This window comes from Brevibacterium sp. MGP-B1 (assembly GCF_057766545.1).
In genome coordinates this window covers 34673-57079 of record NZ_CM173407.1, presented here as the reverse complement: position 1 = coordinate 57079, position 22407 = coordinate 34673, and the positions used below count along the sequence as shown (strand labels likewise).

The window sequence follows — 22407 nt, the reverse complement described above, 5'->3', positions numbered from 1 at the left end:
CGGCCGGCAGAGCACCGTACCGCCGCGACGGCCTCCCTCGAGGTCGCTTTCGGTGCGGTACCGACCGAGCAGCGAATCTGTCGAGGACACGGACTGCTTGAGCGGACTACTTGAGGAGTCGGTCCATCCTGCGGTCGCTGAGCTTCTTGCCTCCGGTCTGGCAGCCGGGGCAGTACTGCAGTGACTTATCGGCGAAGGAGACCTCCGCGATGGTCGCCCCGCACACCGGGCACGTCTTCCCGGTGCGGCCGTGGACCCGCAGTCGGCGCTTCTTCGCCGCCTTGATCTTCCCCGGCGGCAGCTCGATCAACGCGTCCCGGGCCCGACCGAGTACCTCACGCACCGTCTCGAGCAGTGCCGGTGCATCGACGCCCGAGGCCGGAGCGAACGGGGAGAGCCTGGCCGCATGGAGGATCTCGTCCGAGTAGGCGTTGCCGATGCCGGCGATGAGTTCCTGATCCTCCAGGACGGTCTTGATCCGAGAGTTCGAACCGGCCAGGGCCGAGGCGAACTGGTCTGCCTCGATGGACAGGGCGTCGGGCCCAGCCCTGTCGATGGCGGGCACCTCGGAGCGGTCGGACACGAGCGAGACCGCGGCGTTCTTCTTCGTTCCCGCTTCACTCAGATCGAAGCCGGCCCCGGACGCCAGATGGATGCGCAGGCCGAGCGGTCCCTTGCCCATCTTCACCGGGCCGGTGGGCACAGCCTCGTGCCAGACCAGCCAGCCGGCACGGGCGAAACGACAGACCAGTTCGAGGCCGTCGAACTCGACGATGAGGGCCTTGCCGACCCGGGAGACCCCGGTGATCTCGAGTCCGCGGATCGCATCCAGCGGCGGATCGGCGGTCTTGAGGATGCTCAGCTCCCCGATGTCGGTGCGGGTGACGAAGTCGCCGACGACCTTCGCGCGCAGGAAGCTCACCAGTGCGTCGACCTCGGGCAATTCCGGCATGGTCCCAGTATGCGCCCTGGTCGGGGCGGAAACCACTGCCCTTGTGAGTCCTGTGCGCGAGGGCTAACGTGGACAGATCACGCATGGGCGTGCCGCGCCATGTGCTTCGACCACTGCTGAAGGAGGTTGACGATGGCAGAGAATGTCGCTCAGAAGCTCATCAACTCACATCTGGAATCCGGGGAGCTCGCCCCCGGCAACGAACTCGGGATCCGGATCGACCAGACTCTCACCCAGGATGCGACGGGCACCCTGGTCATGCTCGAGCTCGAGGCGCTCGGCCTCGACCGTATCCGCACGGATCTGTCCGTGCAGTACGTCGATCACAACCTGCTGCAGACCGATGAGAAGAACCCGGAGGACCACGAATTCCTCCGCTCTGCCGCGGCACGGTTCGGTCTGTGGTTCTCCCCTGCCGGCAACGGCGTCTCCCACCCCGTTCACCAGTCCCGGTTCGGAAAGCCCGGAGCCACTCTCATCGGTTCCGACTCGCACACCTGCGCTGCCGGTGCCCTGGGAATGCTCGCGATCGGCGTCGGCGGGCTCGAGATCGCCATGGCCATGGCCGGTGAGCCCCTCTTCATCAGCGCGCCGCAGATCATGGGCGTCGAGCTCACGGGCACCCTGCCCGACTGGGTCTCGGCCAAGGACGTCATCCTCGAGATGCTGCGTCGCCACGGCGTCAAAGGCGGAGTCGGAAAGATCATCGAATATCACGGAGAGGGCCTGAAGAACCTCACGGCCATGGACCGTCACGTGATTGCGAATATGGGTGCCGAGCTCGGCGCCACCGCCACGGTCTTCCCCGCCGACGATGCCGTCCGCGACTACCTTGAAGCCGTCGACCGCAGTGAGGACTTCACCCGCATCGAGGCCGACGAGGGTGCCGAGTACGACCTCACCGACGCCATCGACCTCTCCCAGCTCGAGCCGCTCATCGCCGCACCTTCGTCGCCGGGCAATGTCACTCCGGTGCGCGAGGTCGCCGGTGACGACGTCTTCCAGGTCGTCGTCGGCTCCTCGGCGAACCCGGGACTGAGGGATTTCGCCGTCGTCGCCGAAACACTTGCCGACCGCCAGATCCACCAGCAGATCTCACTCGACATCAATCCCACCTCACGGGAGGTCCTTGCCGACCTCATCGCCGGCAGATGGCTGACCTCTCTGGTGGGATCCGGGGCCAGGATCCACCAGTCCGGCTGCATGGGCTGCATCGGCATGGGTCAGGCTCCGGCGGTCGGGCGCAACAGTCTGCGCACCATGCCGAGGAACTTCCCCGGCCGGTCCGGTACCGACGAGGACGCCGTGTGGCTGTGCTCGCCGGAGACCGCGGCCGCTGCCGCACTGACCGGGAAGATCACCGATCCTCGCGATCTCGACATGGACTATCCCGAAGTGCGGTTGCCCGAGAAGTACTCCGCGAACCGCAAGATGCTCGTCCCACCGCTGGAACCGGAGGAAGCCCGGTCGGTCGAGCTCGTCAAAGGAACGAACATCTCGACCCTGCCGGACTTCGAACCGCTGCCCGATGACATCGATCTGGAGGTCCTGCTCAAGGTCGGCGACAACGTCTCCACCGACGAGATCATGCCCGCCGGATCCCGCGTTCTGCCGTACCGGTCGAACATCCCGAAGATCTCCGAGTTCGTCTACATCCAGGTCGATGACACCTATGCCACCCGCGCCGCCGAGCACGACGGAGGGCATGCGATCGTCGGTGGGGAGAACTACGGTCAGGGGTCCTCACGTGAGCATGCGGTCATCGCTCCCCGCTATCTCGGACTGCGGGTCGTGGTGGCGAAATCGTTGGCGCGGATCCATTGGCAGAACCTCGCGAACTTCGGCGTCCTCGCTCTTGAGTTCACGAACGAATCCGACTACGAATCCCTATCCCAGGGTGATGTGCTTGAGTTCCGTGGTCTGCGCGATGAGCTCGGTGAAGGGACGACGATCACCGCCGAGGCGGCCGGCCGAAAGTTCGAATTCAGCCATGGCCTGTCGCCCCGTCAGGTCGAGATGGTCCTCGCCGGCGGTCGCATCGCCCAACGCGCCGCCCACCTCAGTTGACTCCACGAACTACCTGACGGCGGCCCAGCAACCTGGCGCGAGGTTGCTGGGCCGCCGTCAGGTAGTAATTGGAAAACGGAAAAAGAGAAAGCGGCCCGGACGCTCCCGCGGTGGGAGGTTCCGGGCCGCCGTCTCGTGCCGAACTCTCGAGCGGTCAGACGCTCAAGGTCTCAGAGCCTGTCAGCCCTTGACCTTGGCCTCGATGGCTGCGCCGACCTCGGCGTCGATGTTCTTCCAGTACTGGATCGCGTTCGACAGCACCGGCTCCTCGACTCCGTCGGAGAGTCCGCCGGCGACGGTCTCGATAAGACCCTGGCGTTCTTCCTCAGAGTAGACCTCGCGGACCAGGGTGTGCGCCTGGCCGAAGTCGTCGTCCTCGGAGTGCAGGCTGTAGGCGCTGCGAACCAGCTCGCCATCGGCCTCCCAGCCGTTGTCGACCGGTCCCTGCTCGTCCTGGAAGGAACGTCCGTACGAGTTCGGGGCGTAGACCGGTGCATTACCCGAGTGGTGGTACTGCATCTGGCCCTCCTTGTCGTACGAATTCGTCTTCGTGACAGGGGCGTTGACCGGCAGCTGGTTGAAGTTCGTGCCGATGCGATTGCGCTGCGCATCCGGGTAGGAGAACACGCGGCCCAGCAGCATCTTGTCCGGCGAGAGCCCGGTCCCCGGCACGGTGTTCGAGGGGCTGAAGGCAGCCTGCTCGATCTGTGCGAAGTGGTTCGAGGGGTTCTCGTTGAGGGTGAACTTGCCGACCTTGATGAGCGGGTAGTCCTTCTTCGACCAGGTCTTGGTCAGGTCGAAGGGGTTGAAGCGGTAGTCCTTGGCCTCTTCGTACGGCATGATCTGCACGCTGAAGGTCCAGGACGGGTAGTCCCCGCGCTCGATGGCATCGAACAGGTCGCGGCGGTGCATGTCCGCGTCCTCGCCGGCCATCCGACCAGCTTCCTCGTTGCTCATGTTCTCCACGCCCTGGTCGGTGTGGAAGTGGTACTGGACCCAGAACTTCTCTCCCTCAGCGTTGACCCACATGTAGGTGTGCGAGGAGTAGCCGTTCATGTGGCGCCAGCTCTTGGGCAGGCCGCGGGGTCCCATGAGGTAGGAGACCTGGTGAGCCGACTCGGGCGAGAGCGACCAGAAGTCCCACTGCATATTGTTGCTGCGCAGACCCGAATCGGGGGTGCGCTTCTGCGAGTGGATGAAGTCGGGGAACTTCATGGGATCACGGACGAAGAACACGGGGGTATTGTTGCCCACCATGTCGAAGTTGCCCTCTTCGGTGTAGAACTTCAGCGCGAATCCGCGCACGTCACGCCAGGAGTCGGGCGAGCCGAGCTCACCGGCGACAGTGGAGAAGCGCGCGAGCATCGGGGTCTTCTTGCCCGGCTGCAGGAAGTCCGCCTTCGTGTACTTGGAGACGTCTTCGGTGACTTCGAACTCGCCGAATGCGCCGGATCCCTTGGCGTGGGGGCTGCGCTCGGGAACACGCTCACGGTCGAAGCGAGCAAGCTTCTCAACCAGAGCCACATCGTGGAGCAGCAGCGGCCCGTTCGCGCCGACGCTCAGCGAGTGAGCATCGGATTCCCGCGGCGCACCGGACTCGGTCGTCGATGCCTTCGTATTGTCGTGACCGGCGTATTCATGATCTGTATGTTGCGTCATAACATCTCCTTCAACCGTTTGATTTCAGGCGGCGTCACTCAGACCGCGATCACGGCCACCGGTGAGAAGTGCTTCCCGCCGGTGCAGCTGATCGATCGGCAGAGCGCCGTTCGCCAGGCTCGATATCCCGACTTCGGCAGAACACTGTCGGAGTTAGTTTCAACCTAGCGATGTTCTCTACTCGAAACAACCAAGGGTGGGCTGTCTAAATTCCCGTCCGCGACGTTGTCCGGCTCACCCCTCCGCCGAGGCGGCCGACCCACCACCGGAACCGCCGGTTCCGGATCCGCCCGAACCCGACGAGCCGCTGCCGGAACCGCTGCCCGAACCGTCCGAGCCGGATCCGGAGCCTGTGCTGCCGCTCGCCCCGCCGCTGGTGTCCCCGGTGCTGCCGGTGCCATCGGTCGAGGTGGAACCGCTGCTCGCTTCGGTGCCGTCGGTGCTCGTCGAACTGCCGGTGGAATCGCTCGTGCCCGTCGTCGTGTCCGTGCCCTGAGACTCCTGTCCCTCGGCCGCACCTTCGGTGCCGGTCTCCCCCGCCGAGGTGGACTGACCGTTCTGCGTGTTCGATCCGCTGTTCGATGAGCTCTGACCGCCATCGGCGCCCGACCCGGATCCGCTCGACGATTCGTCCCCGGCGGTCCCGGAGTTCGAAGTTCCGTCGTCGGTGACGGATTCGTCGTTCGTCGACTGCCCGGTCACCGATCGTGAGATCTGCGAGGTGCCCGGTGAGATATCGGCTTCGGTGAAGTTCTCGGCCACGACGACCGCACCGAGTCCGATTCCGAAGGCAGCGACGCCGATCGTCAACGGGTAGAGGACCCGTTTGCGTCGCAGCTTCTGCCACCAGGAACGGGGCTCGCTCTCGGTTTCACTGCTGTCGCCGTCTTCGGCTGTTCTGTCGTGCGGCACCGAGGCGGCTGACGCAGTCGCATGGCCACCGGTGGGCTCCGGCGGGGCGAAGGCCGAATCCTCGGCAAGTGTCTGATCGACAGCTGCGGTCTTCGCGGTGGGGTTCTTTGCGATCTTCGCCTTGACGGCCGGGGCCAGCTTGGAGCCGACCTCTTGGATCTTCTCCTTGCCTTTGTCGAGGCTGCGGCCGTAGAGGGTGACAGCGAGACCGGTGACGATGCTCGCGATGCCCGCGCCGACGACGGTGCCGGCGACGCCGAGCTGACCACCGATGACCGAGGAGGTCGCCGCGGCACCGGCACCCGCGATCAACTGGGTGGCCGAAATGCGCCCTTCGGACTTCTTCTCGTCCGCACCGCCAGTCGCTTCTCCCACCTGGCTCCCGTCCCTCGACGGCACCGAGGCAGTCCGCTGCCCGTCCTCGGTGCCCACGGTCTCCGCCGACACGCTCTTCGCCGGACTTGCTCCGGTCCGATCGTCACGGCGGATCGGATTGGGCGGCATCACCGGAGTAGTGACATGCTCGGTCGGCGCCGCCTCGGTACGAGGCCTCTCCGCGATCTCCTCGGTGATGAGCGGCAGAGTCTGAGAGTGCCGCGGCGCGCTCGTCGGAGCCTCACTGCCGGGAGTCGTCCGCTGCTTGTCCGTCTGGTCGGTTTCGCCGTGATTCGATGCCAATGGTCCTCCATAAACACGTACTTCTCACCAGTATCGGACTCGAGTGTGCGGACATCCTGACCCACCCCCTCACAGTCTGGGAGATCGCTGACCCACCCGACCGCGGGTAGGCGTGATGACCTGCGAAAACGACAACCGGTGTGATGCGGCAGACACGCGCCTCACACCATTTCCCCAGACGTGTGGACCCCGTCTTCCCTCAGCGCAGGAGGACTCCGCCGAGGCGGTCCGCCGGACCATCGGAACCGGTGAGTTCGAACAGCTGGAAACGCGGGCGGTCCGGGCTCGACGCGAGGGTGAGGAGGAAGGCGGCGCCGTCGTCCGCCCTCACTGCGTGTTCCTCGTCGGGGCCGATCATCGCCAGCCCTCGCCGAGGCGGGTCGACCGAATCCGCCTGAGCGACCATGAGATTGACTGCGAAGCACGGCTCACCCAGTTCAGTGAGGACAACGGCTCGGTCCCCGCGGAAGCGCAGCGGAGTCAGCCGGGGAATGCGGTGTGTTCGACCGTCGACGGACAGCACCACCTCGGCGGTGGGCAGGAAGGTGCGCGCCATCCCGGGCAGGGCGGAGAACTCGGCGGTGCGGTCGAGCCGTGCAATGCTCAGTCGCCACGGCCGCGCAAGCGGGGTCAGATTCTCGGAGTCGGCGAGGGAGACGAGCTCGGTCGTCTCCCCGGCACCGTTGGCCCAGGGAACGGGATCACGATCATCAAAGCTGGTGAGAACGCGCATGGAATCACTTTAGACGGACCTGCGACGGGCTGTTCACAACCTCCAAATCGGGGGTTCCCGCGCAATCGGGGTTGCCATGAGAGATGAGAGGACTAGCCTTGAGTGGTGTTTTTCGTCGGGGCGACCTGGCTGAGAGCAACGACATCAACCAGAACGATGAGGGGCTCGCGGAGACGACTGCGCGTGATTCTCACACTCTGCGAGTTCGCGCCCGGATCGCGTTCCCGCAAGCCTCTCACCGGCAATCGGAGGGAGGGGCATGTTCGGACCGGATAATGTCCGCCGGCGGTGGCGGCCGGAAGAGATCACAGTGACCAAGCCCGACGTCACGAAGCGGGCCATCGGCGCCGCGGCCATCGGCAACATCACCGAATGGTACGACTTCGGTGTCTACGGCTACCTCGCCGTCGTGATTGAGGGAATCTTCCTGCCGGAGGACTCAGGACCGATCGGGACCGTCATCGTCGCCGGACTCTTCGCCGTCGCCTTCCTTGTCCGTCCGCTCGGCGGTCTGGTGTTCGGCCCTTTGGCCGACAAGATCGGGCGCAACAAGGTGCTGGCGATGACGATGATCATGATGGCCGCCGGCACCTTCCTCATCGGTGTCATCCCCGACTATGCGACCGTCGGCCTGTGGGCGCCGTTCCTGCTGCTGGCCTGCCGTCTGCTCCAGGGCTTCTCCACCGGCGGCGAGTACTCGAATGCGATGACCTTCATCGCCGAATACGCACCCGACCGGCGCCGCGGCTTCCTCGGCAGCCTGCTCGAGGTCGGAACGTTCACCGGCTACGTCCTCGGTGCACTCGTCGCCACGATCATGCAGGCTGTTTCGACTCCCGAGTTCCTCGAGTCGTGGGGCTGGAGGATCCCGTTCTTCGTCGCTCTGCCTCTCGGCTTCATCGGCGTCTACCTGCGCACGAAGCTCGCGGATACTCCTGCCTACAAGGAGATGGAGAAGCTCTCCGAACAGGAGGAACAGAAGAACCACGCCAAGGGCGAGTTCAAAAAGATCTTCAAGCTGTGGCCGAACCTGCTGGCCTGCTGTGGTCTGGTGCTGGCCTGGAACGTGACGAACTACATGCTCACCTCGTTCATTCCCGTGTACTTCCCGATGGTCGAGGACCTCCAGGGCAGCGGCGGAGTCTCAGAACTGACCTCGCAGGTCCTGCAGATCATCGTCATGGCCTGCTGTCTGGCGCTCATCCCGGTCATCGGCAAGCTCTCGGACAGGCTGGGCCGCAAGGCCGTTGTGCGCGCGGGAGCGCTCTCACTCATCGTGCTCTCGTTCCCGTCACTGTGGCTCATCCGCGGGCACAACGACTTCGTAGTCTTCCTCGGCCTGCTCATCATGGGGCTCAGCCTCATCTGCTTCAGCGCTACGATGCCCTCGACTCTGCCGTCGCTGTTCCCGACGATGGTCCGCGCCGGTGCCCTGGCGATCGCGTTCAACGTCTCGATCTCGCTGTTCGGCGGCACTACGTCGTTCGTCATGACCTCGCTCATCAACGCCACCGGATTCCTCATGTGGCCAGCGATCTACCTCATGGCCGCTGGAGTCATCGGGCTCGTCACGATCCACTTCGTGCCTGAGAGCAATCGTCGTCCGCTGTGGGGTTCGACTCCGTCGGCGGCGTCGAAGGAAGAGGCGAAGGACCTCGCCCAGGAGCTCAACGAGGAGGCCGACCTGGTCTGAGCCGGCACGTATCAGCGCCGACGGTCTCTCCGGATCAGCTCTGGGCGGGGCCGGTCATCCCTTGCACAGGCAGAACGGGTGGCCGGCCGGGTCGAGGAACACTCGGAACGTCTCTCCGGGCTGCTCTGGGGCTTTGCCTGCACCGATCTCGAGCACGGCCTTCTCTGCGACGTCGAGGTCATCGACCATGACGTCGAGGTGCATCTGCTGCGGGTGGGCCTGACCGGGCCAACTGGGTGCGTGGTAGTCCTCGACCTGCTGGACGCAGATCGGCGGCCACGAATTGGAGACGACTTCTGCCCAGGTGCCGTCTTCTTCGACGGTGACCGACCAGTCCAGGAGTTTGCCGTAGAACTCTGCGAGTTCACCGGCGTCAGGGGCGTCGAGCACGACAACGGGCTGCTTTGCGATAGCCATGTCCTGAGTCTACGCCGCCGCACTGACACAGCGAAGGGCTGGACACCAGGGCGTAGGATTGTTGAGCAGATCCGCCGATGTTTCCGCGTACTCTCGGCCGCACCGGCTCCACACGATGAAGGTTCGCGATGAGTTCTCATGCCCTGCCCGTCTGCGGCACTCCGACGGTGTACATCATCCACGACAATCCGGAATGGATCGCACCATTCACGGATGCGTTCGACAGCCTCGGCGTCGCACATGTCGAATGGCTGCTGCCCGAGACCACGATCGATCTCGCCGCCGGGCCTCCACAGGGGATCTTCTGGTCGCGGCTTTCTGCGTCCTCGCACACGCGAACCGATCCGCATGTGAAGGAGTACGGGCGTGCGGTCCTCGACTGGCTCGCCGCCGCTGGCCGCCGGGTGATCAACGGTCGTGGAGTCTACGAGCTCGAGGTGAGCAAGATCCGACAGCATCGCGAGCTGGCCGGCCGAGGGTTCGATGTGCCGCTCACCGCGGCCGCGTTCGGTCCGCAAGCCCTCGTCGAGGCCGCTGCCGGATTCACTCCCCCGTTCATCACGAAGCACAATCAGGGCGGCAAAGGCCTCGGTGTGCGTCGCTTCGACTCCCACGCCGAGCTTGAGCCGGTCGCCGATGAGTTCGCACCCGGTGGCGCGAATGCGCCGATCGACGGCATCACTCTCATCCAGGAGTACGTGCAGTCGGCCCAGCCGTTCATTACTCGTGCCGAATTCATCGGCGGACGCTTCCACTATGCGGTGCGCGTCGATGTCTCAGGTGGGTCGTTCGAGCTGTGCCCGGCCGATGCCTGCACGATTCCGGGTGCCGGGGCTGATCCCGACGTCGAGGCGGTCCCCCAGTTCGCCCGCCGTGAGGAGATCTCGGCCGGAACACCGCTCATCGCTCGGCTCGAGACGCTTTTGGCCGACCTCGGCATCGAGATCGCCGGCATCGAGTTCATCGAGACCGCCGACGGCCGTCAGGTCGTCTACGACATCAACACGAACACGAACTACAACCCGTCCGTCGAGTCCGCCGAACAGTCGGCAGGTCGTCAACCTGCCGCGGACCGTATCGCCGATTTCATCGCCGACACCCTCGCCGAGGCGGCCCCACGGTCGGTATCCCCCGCCGGGTCGGCATCCCGGTGAGTTCCCGTACCCGCGTGCTCACGGAACTACTGGCGGAACTGCGAACAGTCCGGCCTAGGCAACGCGCGTTCATTGCCCTCGATGGGGTCGACGGTGCGGGGAAGACGATGCTCGCTCACGAGCTCGTGAATTTGGCCAAGATCGCTGCGGACGTTCCTGGACATGGTTCCGACCGCCGGGTCACCGCCATCAGCATCGACGGCTTCCACTTCCCTCGGGCGACACGTTACGCCCACGGTAAGGGGCCAGACACTTTCTATCGCTATTCCTATGACTACGGAGCTTTCGTCGATTCCGTCGTCGAACCATTTCGACGAGGCGGCGCGATCGTTCCAGCCGTATGGGACGTCGACGAGGATCGGCCGCTTGCGCCGGAACCTCGGAGCCTGCCGAGCGACTGCGTCCTCCTGGTCGAGGGAATCTTCCTCCACCGTCCCGAGCTTGTGGATCTCTGGGATGCGAGCGTGTGGGTCGATGTTCCGTTTGAAGTCTCGGTCCCACGAGGAAACGAGCGGTTTGCCGGAGCCTTCGATGCCGATCCCGAGGATGAGTCGAATCGCCGCTACGTCGGTGGTCAGCGACTCTACTTCGCCGAGGCTGCTCCGTGGGAACACGCCACATGGGTGCTCGACAATCGCGATCTGGAACGGCCGACCCTGATCCGCCGGTCCCGGCCCGACCGGCCCTGATCTGCCGGCCCTGGCCCGTTCGCACTGACAGCACACCTGAGCCCGATGATAGTGTCGAAGTGCTACAGGGGAGCGCCGAAAGGACCGGCGCTGAGAGTGCGTATGCAGACCCTTTGAACCTGATCCGGTGAGCACCGGCGGAGGGAGTGGACAAGCAATGACCACCACAGATTTCGACACATCGATCACTGTGGACGCCGACGGAGCGGTATCAGCACTGGTGAGTTCGACCAGCTCGCAGTGGGCGGGAGCCGTCGAACACAGATTCGTCCAGGAGCTCTTCGCCGGCAGCATCGACGACGCCGTGATGCGCGACTATCTGGTGCAGGACTATCAGTTCTTCGAGTCGTTTCTGTCGATGCTCGGCGCATGCGTGGCCCACGCCGATGAACTCGAGGCGAAGCTGCGGTTCGCCCGACAGCTGGGAATGCTCGTCGCCGATGAGGACACCTATTTCGTCGACTCCTTCGCCGAATTGGGAGTCGATACAGCCGATTATCTCCACCCGGAACTGACCGCCCCGACGGTTGGGTTCCGCGATCTCATGGACTCGTCAGTCGCTTCGGCGTCGTATCCGCAGCTGCTCGTCGTCCTCGTTGTCGCCGAATGGCTCTATCTCGACTGGGCCGAGTCCCGGATGGACATGCCGCCGCGACATATTCACCGAGGCTGGATCGATCTCCACCGAGGCGAGGCCTTCCACGGGTGGGTGCAGTTCCTTGTCGACGAACTCGAACGCGTATTCCCGGAGGAAGAAGACCAAAGTTCAGAGGCCAAGACCCTCACCCGCATCTGGCAGCGGGCCGTCGACCTCGAATGCGCTTTCTTCGACAACGTGTACGACAACTGAGCCGCCAGGGAACGCACACCGCAGCCGTCCATCTCACTGACCTAGACTGGCCACATGAGCACAGGTGTTGATGCAGTTGTCATCGGATCCGGCCCGAACGGCATGGCCGCCGCCGTCACCATGGCCCGTGCCGGGCTGAGCGTCGAAGTTTACGAGGCTCAGCCGACGATCGGCGGCGGCGCCCGCACCCTCGACCTCGGTCTGGCTCCCGGCGTCACTCATGACATCTGCTCGGCCGTCCACCCGTTGGCGATCGCCAGCCCCTTCTTCGTCGACTTCGACCTGCGTGCCCGCGGCCTCGAGTTCACCACCCCCGAGATCTCCTACGCCCAGCCCCTCGACGGCAAGCCCGCCGCGCTGGCCTTCCACGATCTCGAGAAGACGGTCGACCACCTCGGCGCGGCAGGACCGGAATGGCGGCGTTTCTTCGCCCCGCTCCTCGACCGGGTCGATGACGCGATCTGGCTCTCCCTCGGCGACAAACGTTCTGTGCCGGAGACCCTGCGCGATCTTCCCGGCATCGCGAACGTCGTGAAGTTCGGCCTTCGGCTCCTGTCCCAGGCCAGTCCCGCGTGGAACATTCCGCTCTCCCACGAATCCTCCCAGGCCCTGTTCTCCGGTGTCGCCGCGCACGCGATCGGCGGGCTGCCGGCCATGGGCACCGCGGCCACGGCCACGATGCTCTCGACCGTCGCCCACGCAGGAGGTTGGCCCTCCCCCATCGGCGGATCGCAGGCGATCATCGACTACCTCGTCGCCGACCTCGAAGCCCACGGCGGAACCGTACACACGGATGCGCGCATCGACCACGTCTCGGATATGCCAGCGGCCCGCGCCTACCTGCTCGACACCTCGGCGCTGAACGCCGCGCAGATCTTCTCGGGACTCATCCCGAGCCACGTCGACAAAGCTCTGCGCAGCTTCAAACACGGCAATGCCGCTGCGAAGGTCGACTTCGTCCTCGACGGCCCGGTCCCCTGGTCCGATCCCGCGGTCGGACGCGCCGGCACTATCCACATCGGCGGATCCCGGGCGCAGATGGCCGCCGCCGAGGCGCAGGTGATGTCCGGTCGCATGCCCGCCGATCCCGTGTGCCTCGTCTCGGATCCGACCGTCTTCGACCCATCCCGCGAGGTGGGCGGCCTGCGACCGCTGTGGACGTATGCGCACGTGCCCTTCGACTGCCCGCTCGACCCGACCGAGTACATCACCCGCCAGCTCGAACGCTTCGCTCCCGGCTTCCGCGATCGGATCGTCGCGCACAACGCGATCCCCGCCTCCGAGATGGCCGGCCACAACCAGAACTACATCGGCGGGGATATCGCGACCGGCGTCGTGTCCTTCTACCGCATGATGGCCCGCCCGCGTCTGACCTGGGACTCCTACAGCCTCGGCGTGCCCGGGGCATTCCTGTGCTCGGCGGCGACCCCACCGGCCCCGGGCGTGCACGGAATGAACGGCTGGTTCGCCGCGCGCCGGGCTCTCAAGACCCGTTTCGGCATCGACGAGGCACCCAGCCTGTCCCCGGGCGACTGACTTTCATTCAGCTGACTCAGCCCCGCACCCACCGATCAGCGTCGCCGTCATAGTGCCGTTCGGCCACCTCGGTGACGGCCTCGATGACGTTGTTCAGCCAAAACGTCGTATCCGGATGCCACCCTGCCACGAGACTCGCGGTCCGATCGTCCGTGTTCCCGGCCGTGGGGATGGTCTCCGATTCCTCGCCGAGGCGGCCCTCCGTCACATCGATGACCGCACCGGCCGTGCGCAGATAGCCTGCCAGACCGACGTGGACACCGTCGAATTCCTCGGCCACCCGTGACCAGTCGGGGATGACCCAGCGGCCCTTGCGCCCGGTGGTCTCGGACCAGACATAGCGGCGCTGGGCGGTGACGTCGAGCGGGTAGCGGCGGCACAGATCGGCCCAATCCTCAGGTGCGCGAATCTCGACGATACGGGCGTCCGGGCGCAGTCGCAGACGACAGGCTCGGGCACGCTCGAGACCGAAATCGTCCTCGACGAGTTCGACGCCGATCAGGGTTCCGTCCGGCCAGGTCCCCGTCGACGACCAGAGCCCGTCTGGCGGAGTCGACCACCATTCGCCGCTGAGCTCCATATGCGGGTTCTTGGCGAAATCGTGACGGTAACGGGTTTCCGTGGTGAGGACATCTGCGAGCCACTCGTCCAATCCCCACGAGAGACTCGCCCCGTCTCCTTCGAGAGGCGGATAGAGATCGGTCAGCGTGATCGCAGGCGCCGCTGTCGAATCAACAGGACCTAGGGGCCGGTCGAATACTGCAGGCAGCCCACTGCGATGATCTGCGTCGTCCCAAGCCAGAGCCCATTGATTGCCCGGGTGCAGAGGCGCGGTCCAGACATCGAGCAGGCCAGAGGATATGAGCATCTCCGCGAAGGGGCGCAGAGCGTCCCGCACCTCTGGGTCAGCAGCGATCTGATCGGCACCGTGAGGACGCTGCCAGTACATGGCGCCGGAGATGACTTTGGCCATCTCGTTCTCCAGGTCAATTTGAGTCGGCCTCAGCGGTGTGACGCGTCGCAGGGTTGCCGCGACGTCCTGGGCAGTGACGTCTCCGGGTTGTGGTTCGGAGTCTCCCTCGCCGAGGAACATCGCCACCGCAGCGCCCTGCTCCTTATCGGCAAGGAAGCCGGCGATGAAGACATCGTGACGAGCCTCGGAAAGCGCACGCGCCCCCTCGGTGAGCGGTTCGCCCTCCTCGTCGAATTCGTCGTCGCGCCCATTCAGGGCCAGCCCGAACACGAGCGAGCGTCCTCGCGGGGACGCGAGCAGATCCTCGACGGACAGGCGGTCGTCATGAAGGGTCGGAGGCGCATCATCGGCGGTCATGACCTCAGGCTACGCGAACCCCTGTCAACTGGCCTTGATGGAAACGCCCGCGTCGGAATCCTCCGTTTGCGCACTCACGGGCACGACCGCCTCAGCGGCGGCGAGGATCTTCGCACCTTTCGCGGCCTTCAGACCCGCGCCGAGGACCCCGATGATGACGAGGACGGCCCCGCACAGCTCGCCGACGGTGACCCGCTCGCCGAGGAAAACGAACGCCGCGCTCATTCCGACGACGGGCACGAGCATCGAGAAGGGGGCGACGACTCCGGCGGGGTTGCGCGACATCAGCCACGACCAGATGCCCGAACCGAGGATCGTCGCGATGACCACTGTATAGATCAGCCCAGCGATGGCAAGAAGTCCGGTGGGGGTGGTCAGCCCCGCGACCGACGCCCCGACCCGGTCGGGTCCTTCGACCGCAAGGGAGAGGGCGAGCATCGGCACGGGCGGGACGAGCGACATCCACATCGTCAGCTTGATCGGCTCGGTGGTGTGGGCCTGCCGGTTGCAGATATTGCCGATCGCCCAGCCCAAGGCGCCGGCGAGCGTGAGGAGGAAGGGCAGGAAGCTCGCGTGCGAGTCGAAGCGCTGCCAGCCGACGACCGCGAGTCCGGCCATCGCGATGAGGAGGAAGAGCATCTGGGAGCCGCGGACCTTCTCGCGAAGGAATGTCATGCCCAGCATCACCGTGAAGGGGCCCGAGGCTTGAAGGACGAGGGAGGCGAGTCCCGCGGGCATGCCGGCGGCCATCGCCCAGTAGAGGAAGAGGAACTGCAGCAGTCCGAAGCCGAGTCCGTAGCCGATGATCCACCGCGCTTTGACGTCGGGCTTCGGGACGAAAAGCAGCGCGGGGACCGCGAGCAGGGCGAAGCGCAGAGCGACGAGGAAGAAGGGCGGGAACTGGGCCAGGGAGAAATCGATGGCGAGGAAATTCAGTCCCCACATGACCGCCACCGAGGCGGCGAGAAGGCAGTGCTTGAATGACATGGCTCCATTCTCAACTTCGACAACAATGAAGCACAATCGCAGAGTGCTTCATCGACTCTGTAGCATGGCTTCATGGTCATCGATCCGAAGCATCTTGAGCTGCTGCGCCTGTTCGACGAATACGGCAGCGTCACCGCCGTCGCCGATGTCACCTATCGCTCCCCGTCGGCCGTTTCTCAGCAGCTGAGGCAGGCCGGGAGCGAGATCGGCCACGCTCTCGTCGAACCCGCCGGTCGCGGACTCACGCTCACAGCCGCGGGACGACTGCTCGCCGACGGTGGTCGGGACGTGGCCCGCACCCTTGCCCGGGTGCAGGCCCAATGGGAGGGCCACCTCGGCGAAGCTGCCGGAGAGATCGCCCTGGCCGGGCTGCCGAGCGCGCTCACCCACCTCCTCCCCGATGCGCTGCGCAGGCTGCGGGAGGACCACCCGCACATCGATCTGCGCATGGACGATGTCGACCTCGCCGAGCACGAATTCGCGGGGCTGACCCGAGATGTCGATATCGTCGTCGCACACAGCCTCGTCGCCGAACGCCCCCTGGGTACCGACGGACTCACCGTCGTCCCGCTCGCCCGCGAACCGATCGACGTGGCCCTCGCCATCGGCCATCGGCTTGCCGATCGCGCCGAGCTGACCCCGGACGATGTCGTCGATTGTCGCTGGGTGGGAGTACCCCGCGGATACCCCTTCGACACGATCCTCACCTCGATCGAGCATCTCACCGGTCGCGACCTCGACGTCGTCCAACGCATCCGGGACAACCGGCTCATCGAAGCGATCGTCGCCTCCTCGGACCAAGTCGCGCTCCTTCCCCGGTTCACGACGCCGCGAGATGCGGGACTGTCACTGGTGCCGCTGACGGGGGTGACGACGACACGCTGGATCGTAGCCGTGATGCGTCCGGACACGGCCGAACGTGTCGCGGTGCGCGCCGTGATCAGCGCGCTCAGCCGGGTCGACGACGCCGCGGATTAGGCGGTGCCCGTGCTGGTGAAGCGCTTGGGCACGAGCCTCTCCAGTGGCAGGAACGCCGCCCAGCAGATGACGGTCGGCAGGAAGTGGATGCCCAGCGCCAGGTAGGTCATGAGGTGGAAGAGGAAGAAGAAGGCCACGGCCCCGTACAGCCACTTGCGCTTGAGGAACAGGACGACGGGTGAGAGGAACTCGAAGACGAGTGTCGCCCATTGCGCGGCGATGAGGAGGCCGGGCATCTCGAGGAACGGTTTCGACCATTCGGCGCCGCGGCGCATGAGCGCCCAGATGATGACCGCACCGTTGGCCCAGTGGGTGATGTTGCCCGAGGCGATCCACTTCATCACCACCGAGTAGAAGTAGGTGAGGACGACGGAGATCTGCACCATCCGCAGCGCCCAGCCGGCCCGCGCCGAGGCGGTGCCGACGTCCCGGAAGCGCGCCGTTCCGATCGTCGGCAGGACGAAGGCGGCGATGACGAGCGCCATATGATCGTGGGCGACGTAACCGTAGCCCTGGGTGTAGAACATCCACGCGCCGAAGCTGAGCGCCACCGCCCAGCCGCTGAGGCGCTGAAGGATTCCGGCGGCAGCGAGCAGCGAGAAGACGATGATGAGGGTGAGCAGGATCTGTGCGCCGAGGACGCTGACGGCGGGAATGTGGAGGAACCTCGCCAACCACAGTGGCTGGTAGAACTCGGGCGTCCAGCCGTGGGCGATGACATCACCGGAGATCGTGAGCACATCGATGATGATGAAGACGTAGATGAAGACGCGGAACACGGCCACCCGAGCCAGAGGGACCTCGGGCATGAACCAGCGGAGGAACGGATTCGTAGGGGCCGCCTCGGTGGGGGTGGACCTCAGGGTCGGGATGCTGCTCATCGGACCTCCCACTTCGCCAGCGTCGTCTGTTCGGGTTCGCCGACGGCCAGGCCGTTCTTCAGTTGTGTGGTGGTGCGGCAGAGGATCATCGCTTCGGGCTTCGGTTCGTCCGGGTGCAGCCGGATGTACGAGTCGGCCATCGACTGCAGGAGCTCCGGGTGGGCGATGACCCGGTCGAGCTGGGATTCGACATCACCGCGTTCGATGCCGACGGTGGCGGCGTTGAACCCGAGGCGGCGCGGTTCGTCCTCACCGGGGAACTGGGCTTCGATGCACGTGGAGTTGACGGTCCCGTTGAGGTCTTTGGCGGTGGCGTACTGAGTGAGCGATCCGAGCGGGAAGAAGTCGTTCGTGTTGAGGAACTGTCCGCAGGTGAGGATGACGAAGGCGATAGCGGGAACGACGATGCGCCAGCCGATGGAGACCTTCGACAGCGCTTTCACCCGGGTCGCGGGTTTCGGGGTACCAGTGGACGTGGCAACGTCGGTCGCGGACTCACCGGGGGCGGACGGCCCGGAGCCGGGGCCATCGGACGCACCGGCGGGATCAGGCCCCTGAGCGGCGGGATCCTGGCTCGTCAGGAGACGGCGCTTCTTCTCTTCCATACGCTTGCGGGACTCGTCCTCTCGGGTGCGGCTCGTTCGCAGACAATCCTATCCGCCCTAATTGCTACCTGACGGGGGCTGAGCAACCTGGCGCCAGGTTGCTCAGCCCCCGTCAGGTAGTAATTGGGGTCAGGAGCTGCGGGCGTAGAGGTTGAGCTGCTCCCAGCCGGCCGCATACTTCTGGAAGGCGGCGACCGCGGACTCGGAATCGTTGTTGCTCAGTGCCGTGACCCACGAGTCGACGAGTTCGGCGGCTTCGCTCGGCCACAGCACATCGGACATCCCGCCGAGGTCGAGTTCGAGGACCGAGTTCATGTCGAAGGTGTCGATCCACTCGGCCAGAACCGAGGTCTGCTCGACCATATCGACGACCTTCGAGGTGTCCGCGATCGTCTCCGAGGCCCATTCCATGCGCGCCGAGGCGGCCAGGATGTCGGTGCGGATGAGCACACGGAGCCCCTCGTCGGTCTCCTCGGTGATGATCTGATCCTCGGTCAGGGAGAAGAACAGCCACCACGACGGCGGCACGTCCCAGGCCGAGACCCGGGTGAAGATCCGCGTGTCCTTGGCATCCTGCAGCCACTCCGCACGACGGCTGGCGGCACGTCGCCGAGCGGACTTCGGAGCGACGATGTCCAAGGTCGCCTTCGAGGTGTGCTCGGTCAGTGATTCGAGCGCCTCCCACCCGCGGATGTCCTCCTGAGCAGGGCAGAAACGATCCACCCCGTCCGCGGTCTGAGACGCCGGAAGGTAGATCGGAGTGCGCCGGAAGGAATCAGCCACGGGCGAAGGAGGCAGGGAGATCAAGCGCTTGTCAGCGTCGTGGGAAATCTGCTCCTCGATGCGTGACCGGTTGTCCTCCACCTGCCTGTCTTGCAATTCGGAATGCACCACAAGAGGTTCGAAGATCCGCAGGGTGACGACATAATCGCGACGGTAGGCCATGGGTTCAGCCTATCCAAGGTCCACTCACAAAATGGAACTTCCCAGTATGAACAGGTAGGATTTAAGCGCATAGCAGAGATCTAGTCCGGGGCCATTCGCCCCATTGACGACGGAGGGGGTCACGCCAGTGGGTCGCGGCCGCGCAAAGGCAAAGCAGATCAAGGTAGCTCGGAAGCTGAAGTACTACAGCCCGGATACCGACCTTAATAGACTCCAGCAGGAGCTGGGCGCCGACGCGAGCAAGTCCGGTCCGTCCGATCCGTACGACGATGAACCCGACTACTCGGCTTACGCCGACAAGTACAATGTCGACGATGACGACGAGTACGAGAACTGAACTCGGATGAGTCCAGCCGCACACGGCTGATCTGACACGCACAGAGGGCGGGGACTTCGGTCCCCGCCCTCTGTCGTACGCGCAGACGGTCGTGGGCCCGCCGGTCCCTCCGCTCGTGGGCAGTCCCCCGCCGAGGCGGCGCCCGCCATGCGTAACCGCGCCGAATGACCGTGAGCTCGAGCTCCATCCCCTCGCCGAGGCGGCTGGGACCGAGGAGCATCACGCACCGTTGAGTGCAATTCCTCCACTCCCGCGGCCATCACGCACCGCAAGCAGCACACCCCCGTGCAGGAGCACGAGGGTGTGAGACTAACGGTGTGCGAAGCCTCTGCGCCGAGGGTGTGAGAGTACGGGTGAGGGATGCACCGCGACCAGGCCAGTCGGCTGCGCGAGGCACGCGACCCATTACTGCAGGATCGCGGCGCCGCCGTCGACGCCCTTGACACCCTGCACATAGTAGGGATCGGTCGCCAGAGAACCGTCATCGGTAGCGACTTCGCCGAGCACCCAGGCTCCGGGGCTCGCATTGAGCACACCGTCGACCGACGCTGCGTCGACGACGAGAACCATGCCCACGCCGAGGTTCCAGGTGCGTTCGCGGTCGTCCTGCGGCACTCCGCCGAGGTCGCCGAGCACGGAGAACACCGCCGGGATCTCCCACGAGGCGCGCGACATCTTCGCGACCAGACCCTGCGGAAGCACCCTGGCCACATTGGCCGACAGTCCCCCGCCGGTGACGTGCGAGACCGAATGCACCGCGTCGGGCAGTGCGTCGAAGAGAGCGGCGAGTTCGCCGGTGTAGACATGAGTGGGAACGAGCAGCTCCTCACCGAGGGTGCGCCCGAATTCCGAAACCGGCTTGTCCAGACCCCATCCCGCCTCGGCGATGATGTGGCGGACCAGGGAATATCCGTTGGAGTGGATGCCCGAGGATGGCAGACCGATGAGCACGTCCCCGGCCTTGACCTTCTCCGGGCCGAGCAGCTTCGAGGCCTCGACGACTCCGGTGGCGGCACCGGCGACATCGTACTCATCGGCCCCGAGCAGACCCGGGTGTTCGGCGGTCTCCCCGCCGACCAGTGCGACACCGGCCGAGGCGCAGGCATCGGCGATTCCGCGCACGATATCGGCGATGCGTTCGGCCACGACCTTGCCGCAGGCGATGTAGTCGGTCATGAATAGAGGGCGGGCACCGCAGACGATGATGTCGTCGACGACCATGCCGACGAGGTCGTAGCCGATGGTGTCGTGCTTGTCCATGGCCTGAGCGATGGCGACCTTCGTGCCCACTCCGTCGGTCGACGAGGCGAGCAGCGGTCGCTCGAAGTCCTTGAGCACGGAGACGTCGAAGAGTCCGGCGAATCCGCCCATCCCACCGACGACCGAGGAGTTGTGGGTGGCCGAGACCGCGGCCTTCATGAGTTCGACGGCGCGGTCTCCGGCCTCGACGTCGACGCCTGCGGCGGCATAGGTGGTGGACTTCGGGTTCGCGTCGGAACTCAACTCAGCATCCTTTGTCGGCGGGGGTGTTGTTGACGGGAATCGGGTATTCGCCCGAGAAGCAGGCGGTGCACAGCTGGCTGCGCTCCTGCTGGGTGGCGGCGATCATGCCGTCCAGAGAGATATAGCCCAGAGAATCCGCGCCGAGGTTCTCGCAGATCTCATTCGTCGTCAGTCCGTTGGCGATGAGCTCGGCCCGGGTGGCGAAGTCGATTCCGTAGAAGCACGGCCACTTCACCGGCGGGGAGGAGATGCGCACATGGACCTCTGCCGCTCCGGCCTCCCGCAGCATGCGCACCAGCGCCCGCTGGGTGTTTCCGCGCACGATCGAATCGTCGACGACGACGAGACGCCGTCCTTCGATGTTCTCCCGGATCGGGTTGAGCTTGAGGCGGATACCCAGCTGCCGCAGAGTCTGCGAGGGCTGGATGAACGTGCGTCCCACATAGGCGTTCTTCATCAGCCCCTGGCCGAACGGGATGCCCGAGGCCTCGGCATAGCCGACGGCCGCTGGCGTTCCGGATTCGGGAGTGGCGATGACGAGGTCGGCGTCGACCGGGTATTCCTCGGCCAGCTGCCGGCCCATCTGGGTGCGCGCGGCGTGGACGTTCTTGCCGGCGAGCATGCTGTCGGGACGGGCGAGGTAGACGTATTCGAAGACGCAGCGGGCCTGGTCCGGTTCGGCGAAGCGGTGCGAACGCAGACCGTCCTCGTCGATGGCGATGAGCTCTCCGGGTTCGATGTCGCGGACGAACTTCGCACCGACGATGTCGAGAGCCGCAGTCTCCGAGGCCACGACCCAGCCGTTCTCCAGCCGTCCCAGCGACAGGGGCCTCACCCCGTGCCGGTCCCGGGCTGCGTAGAGGGTGTGCTCGTCCATGTAGACCAGCGAGAATGCACCCTCGACATGGGGCAGCAGGGTCAGGGCCGCCTCGGTGAGGTTCTCTCCGTCTTCGGTCGCGAACAGCTCGGTGACCAGGGAGGTGTCGTTCGACGAATCACGGAAGGGCCGGGTGCGGGACGTCTTCTTCGTGGCCTCCTCGACGACCTTCGTCGCGTGGTCGCGGCGGGAATCGGCCATGGCCTCGAGGGCGTCGAAGTTCGTCAGATTGCCGTTGTGCGCCAGTGCCACGGTGCCGAACGGTGTCGGCCCCAGGGTGGGTTGAGCGTTCTCGAACGACGGTGATCCGGTCGTCGAATACCGCGTGTGCCCGACGGCGATATGGCCCTGCAGAAGCTCGAGATCACGCTCATGGAAGACCTGGGAGACCAGGCCCATGTCACGGTAGATGAGGATCTGCTTGCCGTTGCTGGCAGCGATTCCCGCGGACTCCTGTCCGCGGTGCTGCAGGGCGTAGAGCCCGAAGTAGGTGAGTTTGGCGGTTTCCTCGCCGGGGGCCCAGACTCCGAACACACCGCATTCGTCCTGCGGTCCGCGGTCCAGGGGGTCGATTTCGTGCGTCAGCTGCCCGTCTCCTCTTGCCACGAGTGAAATTGTCTCATA

20 protein-coding genes and 1 riboswitch are annotated in these 22407 nt (G+C 65.3%); of the genes, 8 read left to right on the top strand and 12 right to left on the bottom strand.

Annotation, left to right across the window (positions count from 1 at the left end):
- Nucleotides 1-106: 106 nt before the first annotated feature.
- The gene (locus tag AC3CD9_RS00230; RefSeq protein WP_488365761.1) at nucleotides 107-952 is read right to left on the bottom strand and encodes a DNA-formamidopyrimidine glycosylase family protein; all 846 of its coding nucleotides are present in this window, start codon (nucleotides 950-952) and stop codon (nucleotides 107-109) included.
- A 132-nt stretch (nucleotides 953-1084) separates the two neighbouring features.
- Between AC3CD9_RS00230 and AC3CD9_RS00225 the strand changes: the two genes are divergently transcribed.
- On the top strand, nucleotides 1085-3019 hold the full coding sequence (locus AC3CD9_RS00225) for an aconitate hydratase (protein WP_488365760.1): 1935 nt from the start codon (nucleotides 1085-1087) through the stop codon (nucleotides 3017-3019).
- A gap of 180 nt (nucleotides 3020-3199) precedes the next feature.
- Here the strand turns inward: AC3CD9_RS00225 and AC3CD9_RS00220 are convergent, their stop codons facing one another.
- From AC3CD9_RS00220 to AC3CD9_RS00210, 3 genes are all read right to left on the bottom strand, one after another.
- The gene (locus AC3CD9_RS00220) at nucleotides 3200-4678 is read right to left on the bottom strand and encodes a catalase (protein ID WP_488365759.1); all 1479 of its coding nucleotides are present in this window, start codon (nucleotides 4676-4678) and stop codon (nucleotides 3200-3202) included.
- Between the two features lie 234 nt (nucleotides 4679-4912).
- On the bottom strand, nucleotides 4913-6268 hold the full coding sequence (locus AC3CD9_RS00215; RefSeq protein WP_488365758.1) for a hypothetical protein: 1356 nt from the start codon (nucleotides 6266-6268) through the stop codon (nucleotides 4913-4915).
- Between the two features lie 199 nt (nucleotides 6269-6467).
- On the bottom strand, nucleotides 6468-7001 hold the full coding sequence (locus tag AC3CD9_RS00210) for a HutD family protein (protein ID WP_488365757.1): 534 nt from the start codon (nucleotides 6999-7001) through the stop codon (nucleotides 6468-6470).
- Nucleotides 7002-7260: 259 nt separating this feature from the next.
- Here AC3CD9_RS00210 and AC3CD9_RS00205 point away from each other — a divergent pair, with 259 nt between their 5' ends.
- On the top strand, nucleotides 7261-8694 hold the full coding sequence (locus AC3CD9_RS00205) for an MFS transporter (RefSeq protein WP_139469149.1): 1434 nt from the start codon (nucleotides 7261-7263) through the stop codon (nucleotides 8692-8694).
- 54 nt (nucleotides 8695-8748) lie between these two features.
- Here AC3CD9_RS00205 and AC3CD9_RS00200 read toward each other — a convergent pair whose 3' ends face one another.
- On the bottom strand, nucleotides 8749-9111 hold the full coding sequence (locus AC3CD9_RS00200) for a VOC family protein (protein WP_488365756.1): 363 nt from the start codon (nucleotides 9109-9111) through the stop codon (nucleotides 8749-8751).
- A gap of 128 nt (nucleotides 9112-9239) precedes the next feature.
- Between AC3CD9_RS00200 and AC3CD9_RS00195 the strand changes: the two genes are divergently transcribed.
- The 4 genes from AC3CD9_RS00195 to AC3CD9_RS00180 all read left to right on the top strand — a co-directional run bounded on the left by AC3CD9_RS00195 (nucleotide 9240) and on the right by AC3CD9_RS00180 (nucleotide 13340).
- Nucleotides 9240-10265, top strand: a complete 1026-nt coding sequence (locus AC3CD9_RS00195; protein WP_488365755.1) for an ATP-grasp domain-containing protein — start codon at nucleotides 9240-9242, stop codon at nucleotides 10263-10265.
- Between the two features lie 107 nt (nucleotides 10266-10372).
- Nucleotides 10373-10954 (top strand): nucleoside/nucleotide kinase family protein, encoded by a 582-nt coding sequence (locus tag AC3CD9_RS00190; protein ID WP_488365754.1) that lies wholly within the window; start codon nucleotides 10373-10375, stop codon nucleotides 10952-10954.
- A gap of 56 nt (nucleotides 10955-11010) precedes the next feature.
- Nucleotides 11011-11117: riboswitch (TPP riboswitch) on the top strand.
- Nucleotides 11112-11804 carry a TenA family protein gene (locus AC3CD9_RS00185; protein WP_488365753.1) on the top strand — a complete coding sequence of 231 codons (693 nt, stop codon included), beginning with the start codon at nucleotides 11112-11114 and terminating at the stop codon, nucleotides 11802-11804. (Overlaps the previous riboswitch by 6 nt.)
- 54 nt (nucleotides 11805-11858) lie before the next feature.
- Complete coding sequence (locus AC3CD9_RS00180) at nucleotides 11859-13340, top strand: phytoene desaturase family protein (RefSeq protein ID WP_488365752.1); 1482 nt, start codon at nucleotides 11859-11861, stop codon at nucleotides 13338-13340.
- Nucleotides 13341-13356: 16 nt separating this feature from the next.
- Here the strand turns inward: AC3CD9_RS00180 and AC3CD9_RS00175 are convergent, their stop codons facing one another.
- Together AC3CD9_RS00175 and AC3CD9_RS00170 are read right to left on the bottom strand one after the other, a co-directional pair.
- Nucleotides 13357-14670: a hypothetical protein gene (locus AC3CD9_RS00175; protein ID WP_488365751.1), complete on the bottom strand. Its 1314-nt coding sequence runs from the start codon at nucleotides 14668-14670 to the stop codon at nucleotides 13357-13359.
- 24 nt (nucleotides 14671-14694) lie between these two features.
- On the bottom strand, nucleotides 14695-15657 hold the full coding sequence (locus AC3CD9_RS00170) for an EamA family transporter (RefSeq protein ID WP_488365750.1): 963 nt from the start codon (nucleotides 15655-15657) through the stop codon (nucleotides 14695-14697).
- Nucleotides 15658-15729: 72 nt separating this feature from the next.
- Here AC3CD9_RS00170 and AC3CD9_RS00165 point away from each other — a divergent pair, with 72 nt between their 5' ends.
- On the top strand, nucleotides 15730-16635 hold the full coding sequence (locus tag AC3CD9_RS00165; RefSeq protein ID WP_488365748.1) for a LysR family transcriptional regulator: 906 nt from the start codon (nucleotides 15730-15732) through the stop codon (nucleotides 16633-16635).
- Here AC3CD9_RS00165 and AC3CD9_RS00160 read toward each other — a convergent pair.
- The 3 genes from AC3CD9_RS00160 to AC3CD9_RS00150 form a co-directional block, all read right to left on the bottom strand.
- Entirely contained in the window at nucleotides 16632-17516 is an 885-nt protein-coding gene (locus AC3CD9_RS00160) for an HTTM domain-containing protein (protein ID WP_488365747.1), read from the bottom strand. The genes AC3CD9_RS00165 and AC3CD9_RS00160 overlap by 4 nt on opposite strands.
- Entirely contained in the window at nucleotides 17513-18121 is a 609-nt protein-coding gene (locus AC3CD9_RS00155) for a hypothetical protein (protein WP_488365746.1), read from the bottom strand. The genes AC3CD9_RS00160 and AC3CD9_RS00155 overlap by 4 nt, the downstream gene beginning before the upstream one ends.
- 129 nt (nucleotides 18122-18250) lie before the next feature.
- The gene (locus AC3CD9_RS00150) at nucleotides 18251-19066 is read right to left on the bottom strand and encodes a DUF8083 family protein (protein ID WP_488365745.1); all 816 of its coding nucleotides are present in this window, start codon (nucleotides 19064-19066) and stop codon (nucleotides 18251-18253) included.
- Nucleotides 19067-19193: 127 nt separating this feature from the next.
- Here AC3CD9_RS00150 and AC3CD9_RS00145 point away from each other — a divergent pair, with 127 nt between their 5' ends.
- Nucleotides 19194-19403: a DUF3073 domain-containing protein gene (locus AC3CD9_RS00145; RefSeq protein ID WP_101546328.1), complete on the top strand. Its 210-nt coding sequence runs from the start codon at nucleotides 19194-19196 to the stop codon at nucleotides 19401-19403.
- 405 nt (nucleotides 19404-19808) lie between these two features.
- On the opposite strand, the gene purM is transcribed toward AC3CD9_RS00145, so the two are convergent.
- Nucleotides 19809-20906, bottom strand: coding sequence for a phosphoribosylformylglycinamidine cyclo-ligase (gene purM, locus AC3CD9_RS00140; RefSeq protein ID WP_488365744.1), 1098 nt, complete (start codon nucleotides 20904-20906; stop codon nucleotides 19809-19811).
- A gap of 1 nt (nucleotide 20907) precedes the next feature.
- Complete coding sequence (gene purF / locus AC3CD9_RS00135; RefSeq protein ID WP_488365743.1) at nucleotides 20908-22389, bottom strand: amidophosphoribosyltransferase; 1482 nt, start codon at nucleotides 22387-22389, stop codon at nucleotides 20908-20910.
- Between the last annotated feature and the right edge of the window lie 18 nt (nucleotides 22390-22407).

Excerpts from the sequence above, each read along its gene's own strand:
- AC3CD9_RS00230 (WP_488365761.1), bottom strand. The coding sequence starts at position 952 with ATGCCGGAATTGCCCGAGGTCGACGCACTGGTGAGCTTCCTGCGCGCG.
- AC3CD9_RS00225 (WP_488365760.1), top strand. The coding sequence starts at position 1,085 with ATGGCAGAGAATGTCGCTCAGAAGCTCATCAACTCACATCTGGAATCC.
- AC3CD9_RS00220 (WP_488365759.1), bottom strand. The coding sequence starts at position 4,678 with ATGACGCAACATACAGATCATGAATACGCCGGTCACGACAATACGAAG.
- AC3CD9_RS00210 (WP_488365757.1), bottom strand. The coding sequence starts at position 7,001 with ATGCGCGTTCTCACCAGCTTTGATGATCGTGATCCCGTTCCCTGGGCC.
- AC3CD9_RS00205 (WP_139469149.1), top strand. The coding sequence starts at position 7,261 with ATGTTCGGACCGGATAATGTCCGCCGGCGGTGGCGGCCGGAAGAGATC.
- AC3CD9_RS00200 (WP_488365756.1), bottom strand. The coding sequence starts at position 9,111 with ATGGCTATCGCAAAGCAGCCCGTTGTCGTGCTCGACGCCCCTGACGCC.
- AC3CD9_RS00195 (WP_488365755.1), top strand. The coding sequence starts at position 9,240 with ATGAGTTCTCATGCCCTGCCCGTCTGCGGCACTCCGACGGTGTACATC.
- AC3CD9_RS00190 (WP_488365754.1), top strand. The coding sequence starts at position 10,373 with ATGCTCGCTCACGAGCTCGTGAATTTGGCCAAGATCGCTGCGGACGTT.
- AC3CD9_RS00185 (WP_488365753.1), top strand. The coding sequence starts at position 11,112 with ATGACCACCACAGATTTCGACACATCGATCACTGTGGACGCCGACGGA.
- AC3CD9_RS00180 (WP_488365752.1), top strand. The coding sequence starts at position 11,859 with ATGAGCACAGGTGTTGATGCAGTTGTCATCGGATCCGGCCCGAACGGC.
- AC3CD9_RS00175 (WP_488365751.1), bottom strand. The coding sequence starts at position 14,670 with ATGACCGCCGATGATGCGCCTCCGACCCTTCATGACGACCGCCTGTCC.
- AC3CD9_RS00170 (WP_488365750.1), bottom strand. The coding sequence starts at position 15,657 with ATGTCATTCAAGCACTGCCTTCTCGCCGCCTCGGTGGCGGTCATGTGG.
- AC3CD9_RS00165 (WP_488365748.1), top strand. The coding sequence starts at position 15,730 with ATGGTCATCGATCCGAAGCATCTTGAGCTGCTGCGCCTGTTCGACGAA.
- AC3CD9_RS00160 (WP_488365747.1), bottom strand. The coding sequence starts at position 17,516 with ATGAGCAGCATCCCGACCCTGAGGTCCACCCCCACCGAGGCGGCCCCT.
- AC3CD9_RS00155 (WP_488365746.1), bottom strand. The coding sequence starts at position 18,121 with ATGGAAGAGAAGAAGCGCCGTCTCCTGACGAGCCAGGATCCCGCCGCT.
- AC3CD9_RS00150 (WP_488365745.1), bottom strand. The coding sequence starts at position 19,066 with ATGGCCTACCGTCGCGATTATGTCGTCACCCTGCGGATCTTCGAACCT.